The sequence below is a fragment of the Phenylobacterium sp. genome (genome assembly GCF_016793285.1).
Classification (GTDB): domain Bacteria; phylum Pseudomonadota; class Alphaproteobacteria; order Caulobacterales; family Caulobacteraceae; genus Phenylobacterium.
In genome coordinates, this window is the sequence record NZ_JAEUMO010000169.1 from 1 (window position 1) to 5,140 (window position 5,140).

The following is a 5,140-nucleotide window of genomic DNA, read 5'->3' on the forward strand; positions in this document are numbered from 1 at the left end:
GCTCCCGGAAGGCGCGATCGCGCTCATCGAGACGGTGGAGGACGCGCAGGCGTTCACCCCCAGGGATCCCGGAAACGTGGCGTTCGTGACCCAGACGACGCTGTCGGTGGACGACACGGCCGAGATCGTGGCGGCGCTCCGGGCCCGCTTCCCGGCCATCGCCGCGCCCCACAAGGAGGACATCTGCTACGCCACCACCAACCGCCAGGAGGCGGTAAAGGCGATCGCGGCGCGCTCGCAGGTGCTGCTGGTGATCGGCAGCGCCAACTCCTCGAACTCGGTGCGGCTGGCCGAGGTCGGACGGCGCTCTGGGGCGCAGGCCTATCTGATCGACGACGCCTCGGCGCTGGACCTGGCATGGCTGGACGGCGCGCGGACGGTGGGCGTGACGGCGGGCGCCTCGGCTCCGGAAGTCCTGGTCCAGGGCGTGATCGACAAGCTGGCCGCCGCGTTCGACGTCAGCGTCGAGGAAGCCGACGCGGCGCGCGAAACCGTGACCTTCAAGCTGCCGCGGGCGGTGGCTTAGAGGCGGAGCGGACCCAGAGTTCGTGAGCGCAACCAGTCGGTCAATTGTTCGATATCGACTTCGCCCTTCGCCACCCCGAGCATGATGGTGGTCGCGTCGTCGACGCCGGCCGTGAGCACGATGCCGTTGTCGGCGAGAAACTGACCCAGGGCGATGAAGGCGACGCGCTTGTTGCCGTCGATGAAGGGATGATTTGACGCGATAGCCACGGCATAGGTCGCGGCCAAAGCGATGATCTCGCGCGCCTCTTCGTAGTGGTAGCGCTGCTGCGGCCTCGCGAGCGCCGAGGCGAGCAGCCCAGCGTCACGCACGCCAAAAGCGCCGCCGCTCGCAGCGACGACGTCCTCGTACAGGGCGAGCACGATTTCTTCGTCTAACCAAGTCGGTTCGACCATCGCCCTACTTGGCTAGAGACTGGAAGGTCTTGTCGTAGCGCTTCAGAAAGGCTCGACCGCGCGCGCGGCGAGCCTCGAACGACATATCGAGGCGGCCGATCGTGAGCTGACCTTCCTCGGAAATCTCGAAGCCGAGATCCTGGCCCGCGGTCGCGCCCAGCAGTTCCTGCGCCTCGGACGTAAGGACGATGGCAAGTCCCTTCTCCGTCTCTTCGATCTTCAGAACGATCATGGCTCCTCCGCCGACCAGGATAGCACGGCCGCCAGTTCCCCGTCTCTGCGGGTCCGCGGCGCTCTTGACCCGTCCCGCGACGTACAGCACTGGCCTGCGCATGGCGGTCTACACCGACATCACCGACGAGGAGCTGGCGGACCTGCTGGCCGATTTCGACATCGGGCAGGCGACGTCGTTCAAGGGCGTCGCCGAGGGGGTGGAGAACTCCAACTTCCTGCTGGAGACCACGACCGGCCGCTACTTCCTGACCGTCTACGAGAAGCGCGTGCGGGAAGAGGACCTGCCGTTCTTCCTGGGCCTGATGCAGTGGCTGGAGCGGCACGGCTTCCCGAGCGCGGCGCCGATCGCGGACCGGAACGGCGAAATTCTGAAGCGGATGCGGGGCAAGCCCTGCGCGCTGGTGAGCTTCCTGAGCGGGCTGTCGGTGCGCCGGCCGAGCGTGGCGCACTGCCGCGAGGCCGGCGAGAGCCTGGCGCAGCTGCACATCGCCGGCGAAGGCTTCCCGATGCAGCGGGTGAACGACCTGGGCCAGCCGTACTGGGCGCCGATGTTCGCGGACCTGACGGGCGACGCGGAGAAGCTGAAGCCGGGGCTCGCGGCCGTCATCGCGGGCGACCTGGACCTCCTGGCCCGCAAATGGCCCTCGGGGCTGCCGCAGGGCGTGATCCACGCGGACTACTTCCCGGACAACGTCTTCTTCACCGGCGGGACGTTCGCGGCCGCGTTCGACTTCTACTTCGCCTGCACGGACGCGCTCGCCTACGACATCGCCGTGGCGCTGAACGCCTGGTGCTTCGAGCCGGACGGCAGCTTCAACATCACTGCGGCGCGGGCGCTGGTGGGCGGCTACGAGATCCGGCGCAAGCTGTCGGACGCCGAGCGGGCGGCGCTGCCGGTGCTGGCGCACGGCGCGGCGATGCGGTTCTTCCTCACCCGCCTGCACGACTGGCATGCGACGCCGGCCGGCGCGCTGGTGAAGCCCAAGGATCCGCTGGAGTACGAGCGCAAGCTCGCCGTGCATCGCAGCTCGCCCGACCTGGTGCTGTTCGGCTCGCCCGCATGACCCCGGGCGTGGTGATCTACACGGACGGCGCGTGCTCGGGCAATCCGGGTCCGGGCGGCTGGGGCGCGATCCTGATGCACGGGGCGAGCGAGAAGGAGCTCTCGGGCGGCGAGCCGGCGACCACCAACAACCGCATGGAGCTGATGGCGGCGATCCAGGCGCTGGAGGCGCTGAAGAAGCCGTGCAAGGTCGAGCTGCACACCGACAGCACCTACGTGATGAAGGGCATCTCGGAGTGGATCCATGCCTGGAAGCGCCGGGGCTGGAAGACCGCCGACGGCAAGCCGGTGAAGAACGACGATCTGTGGCGGCGCCTTGACGAAGCGCGTTCGCGTCACGACGTGAGCTGGAGGTGGGTGAAGGGCCACGCCGGCCACGAGCTCAACGAGCGGGCGGACATGCTCGCCCGTTCGGGGCTCAAGGCGGCGCTCGAGGCTGCGTCGGACTGATCGTTCAATCTTGAAGCATCGAGGTTGACGGCTAGACTCCTCCCATCGGCGATTCGGAGAGAGGCGGCATGGGCGCGGTCATCGAGGAACATCCCGAAGTCCAGGTCTTCGACGAGATCAGCATGATCGAGCACGGGGTGCGCACGGCGATCACCCGCGCGCTCCCGGTCGGCCTGACCTACCCGCAGTACGAGGTGCTGAATCTGATCGCGCGGCGCGGCGACGACCTGACGCCGGCGCAGATATCGGATGCGCTGAAGATGACGCCGGGCGCCATCACCAACACGCTGCAGCGGCTGGAATGCACCGGGTTGGTGTCGGTGGAGCCCTGCACGAAGGACCGGCGGCGAAAGCGCGTGCGCCTGACGCCGCAGGGCCGCGAGGCCTATAACCGCTCGATGGCGGCGATCCGGCCCAAGGTCGAGAAGCTGCGCGACGGCTTCACGCAGAAGGAGTTCCGCGAGGCGCTCCCCTTCCTGCGCGCGCTCCGCATCTGGATGAGCGAGGTGGGGTAGGCCGGTCAATCCTCTGCGATCTCGCTCGTGCGGCGTGTCTCGGGCATGCGGAGGTAGACCAGCAGCGAGATCGCGATCAGGGCGGTCACGTACCAGTAGAAGCCCCGTTCGACGCCGATGCTCTTGAACCATAGGGCGACGTACTCGGCGGTGCCGCCGAAGATGGCGTTGGCCAGGGCGTAGGGCAGCGCGACGCCCAGCGCGCGGATGTGGGCGGGGAAAAGCTCGGCCTTAACGACGGCGTTGATCGAGGTGTAGCCGGTCACGATCACCAGAGCGCCCAGCGCCAGCAGGAAGGCCGTGAAGGAGCTGCTCGCGGTCTCCAGGGTGCGGAAGATCGGATAGGTGAGCAGCGCCCCGGCCGTCCCGAAGCCGATGAGCAGCGGACGGCGGCCCACCTTGTCCGACAACCAGCCGGCCACAGGCTGAAGCAGCATGAAGACGAACAGCGCCGCCGCGGTGATCTCGGTGGCGGCCTCGCGGCTGAAGCCCGAGGTGTTGACCAGGAACTTCTGCATGTAGGTCGAGTAGGCGTAGAAGGCGAGCGTGCCGCCGGCGGTCAGCGCGATCACCAGGAAGGCCTGCCGCGGATAGTGGCGGAACAGGATCCAGCCGCCCGAGCCCATGCTGGCGGTGGCCTTCACGTTGGTGAAGCTCTCGGTCTCGGCCAGGCCGCGCCGGATGTAGAAGACCACCACGGCCAGCAGGCCGCCGATGGCGAACGGGATGCGCCAGCCCCAGGCCTCGAGATCGGGCGCGGGCAGCACGGCCTGCAGCAGGAGGAGCACGCACAGCGCCAGCAACTGGCCCGAGATGAGGGTCACGTACTGGAAGCTGGAGAAGAAGCCGCGTCGGCGCTGGCCAGCCATCTCGGAGAGGTAGGTGGCCGAAGCTCCGTACTCGCCGCCGACCGAGAGCCCCTGCAACAGCCGCGCGAGCAGGAGAATCAGCGGCGCGCCGGCGCCGGCCTGCGCGTAGGTGGGCGAGAGCGCGATCGCCAGCGAGCCCACGCACATCAGCGTCACCGACAGCGTGAGCCCCGCCTTGCGGCCGTGCCGGTCGGCGTAGACCCCCATGATCCACGCGCCCAGGGGCCGCACGATGAAGCCCACGGCGAACACCGCAGCCGCGCTCAGAAGCTGGGCGGTCGGATCGTCGGACGGAAAGAAGGCGGGCGCGAAGTAGAGCGTGAAGGCCGAGTAGACGTACCAGTCGTACCACTCCACGAGGTTGCCGGTGGAGCCACCGACGATGGACTTGAGGCGCGCGCGTCCCCGCAAAGCTTCCGACACCACGCGTTCCTCGCCTATCCGTTTGCGCTGCCCCTTGAACGGTCGGGCGCCCGTGGTTCCGCCATCGCCGTGATCGCTGGCCTCCGTGGGGTAGGGCTGGACGGCGCCGGCCAACCGTGCGTCGATTGTCGTCTTCGATGTCGTCGACCGCTGGGGGCGCGGGATGAGCGAGCTTGTCGTTCGGCTGGAATGGTTCAAGGCGGTGGTGTTGCCGCACGAGGCGGCGGTCCGCGCGCGCCTGACGCGAATCTGTCCGCCGGGCTTCGACGTGGACAACCTGGTCGCCGAAAGCCTGGCGCGCGCCTATCAGGCGCACGACATCGCGCGGATCACCGCCGGCCGGTCGTACCTCTTCGCGATCGCCCGCAACCTCCTGATCGACGCGCTGCGCCGAGAGGCCGTCGTGTCGCTGGACTTCGTCGCCGACCTCGACCTGCTGCGTTCGGACGACTTCGTGACCGAGCGCCAGATCCAGGCCCGCGACGAGCTGCGCTGGCTGCAGGGCCTGGTCGAGCGCATGCCCACGCAGTGGCGCCGGGTGTTCCTGATGCGCCGGGTCCACGATCTTTCGCCCGCGACCATAGCGGGAGAGATGGGCTTGTCCGTTTCAACGGTTGAGAAGCACCTTGCCAAGGCGCTGAAGCTCGTGGCTCAGGCGCGGGCGG

7 protein-coding genes and 1 pseudogene are annotated in these 5,140 nt (G+C 68.3%); 5 read left to right on the top strand and 3 right to left on the bottom strand.

Going from position 1 to position 5,140, the window contains the following annotated elements; translation table 11 throughout:
- Positions 1–526: pseudogene (gene ispH, locus JNL41_RS15120) on the top strand (4-hydroxy-3-methylbut-2-enyl diphosphate reductase); the annotation flags it as partial.
- Here ispH and JNL41_RS15125 read toward each other — a convergent pair.
- Positions 523–921, bottom strand: coding sequence for a type II toxin-antitoxin system death-on-curing family toxin (locus JNL41_RS15125; protein WP_293476323.1), 399 nt, complete (start codon positions 919–921; stop codon positions 523–525). The pseudogene ispH and the gene JNL41_RS15125 overlap by 4 nt on opposite strands.
- Before the next feature lie 4 nt (positions 922–925).
- Entirely contained in the window at positions 926–1,153 is a 228-nt protein-coding gene (locus tag JNL41_RS15130) for a hypothetical protein (RefSeq protein ID WP_293476325.1), read from the bottom strand.
- Between the two features lie 100 nt (positions 1,154–1,253).
- Between JNL41_RS15130 and thrB the strand changes: the two genes are divergently transcribed.
- The 3 genes from thrB (at position 1,254) to JNL41_RS15145 (ending at position 3,183) form a co-directional block, all read left to right on the top strand.
- Entirely contained in the window at positions 1,254–2,219 is a 966-nt protein-coding gene (gene thrB, locus JNL41_RS15135; protein WP_293476327.1) for a homoserine kinase, read from the top strand.
- Positions 2,216–2,668 (top strand): ribonuclease HI, encoded by a 453-nt coding sequence (gene rnhA, locus JNL41_RS15140; protein ID WP_293476329.1) that lies wholly within the window; start codon positions 2,216–2,218, stop codon positions 2,666–2,668. The genes thrB and rnhA overlap by 4 nt, the downstream gene beginning before the upstream one ends.
- Before the next feature lie 68 nt (positions 2,669–2,736).
- Positions 2,737–3,183 (top strand): MarR family transcriptional regulator, encoded by a 447-nt coding sequence (locus tag JNL41_RS15145; RefSeq protein ID WP_293476331.1) that lies wholly within the window; start codon positions 2,737–2,739, stop codon positions 3,181–3,183.
- 5 nt (positions 3,184–3,188) lie between these two features.
- Here JNL41_RS15145 and JNL41_RS15150 read toward each other — a convergent pair whose 3' ends face one another.
- Positions 3,189–4,475: an MFS transporter gene (locus JNL41_RS15150; RefSeq protein ID WP_293476333.1), complete on the bottom strand. Its 1,287-nt coding sequence runs from the start codon at positions 4,473–4,475 to the stop codon at positions 3,189–3,191.
- A 163-nt stretch (positions 4,476–4,638) separates the two neighbouring features.
- Between JNL41_RS15150 and JNL41_RS15155 the strand changes: the two genes are divergently transcribed.
- Positions 4,639–5,140: sigma-70 family RNA polymerase sigma factor (locus JNL41_RS15155; RefSeq protein ID WP_293476335.1), on the top strand; the 502-nt coding region annotated here is incomplete at its 3' end.

Excerpts from the sequence above, each read along its gene's own strand:
- JNL41_RS15125 (WP_293476323.1), bottom strand. The coding sequence starts at position 921 with ATGGTCGAACCGACTTGGTTAGACGAAGAAATCGTGCTCGCCCTGTAC.
- JNL41_RS15130 (WP_293476325.1), bottom strand. The coding sequence starts at position 1,153 with ATGATCGTTCTGAAGATCGAAGAGACGGAGAAGGGACTTGCCATCGTC.
- thrB (WP_293476327.1), top strand. The coding sequence starts at position 1,254 with ATGGCGGTCTACACCGACATCACCGACGAGGAGCTGGCGGACCTGCTG.
- rnhA (WP_293476329.1), top strand. The coding sequence starts at position 2,216 with ATGACCCCGGGCGTGGTGATCTACACGGACGGCGCGTGCTCGGGCAAT.
- JNL41_RS15145 (WP_293476331.1), top strand. The coding sequence starts at position 2,737 with ATGGGCGCGGTCATCGAGGAACATCCCGAAGTCCAGGTCTTCGACGAG.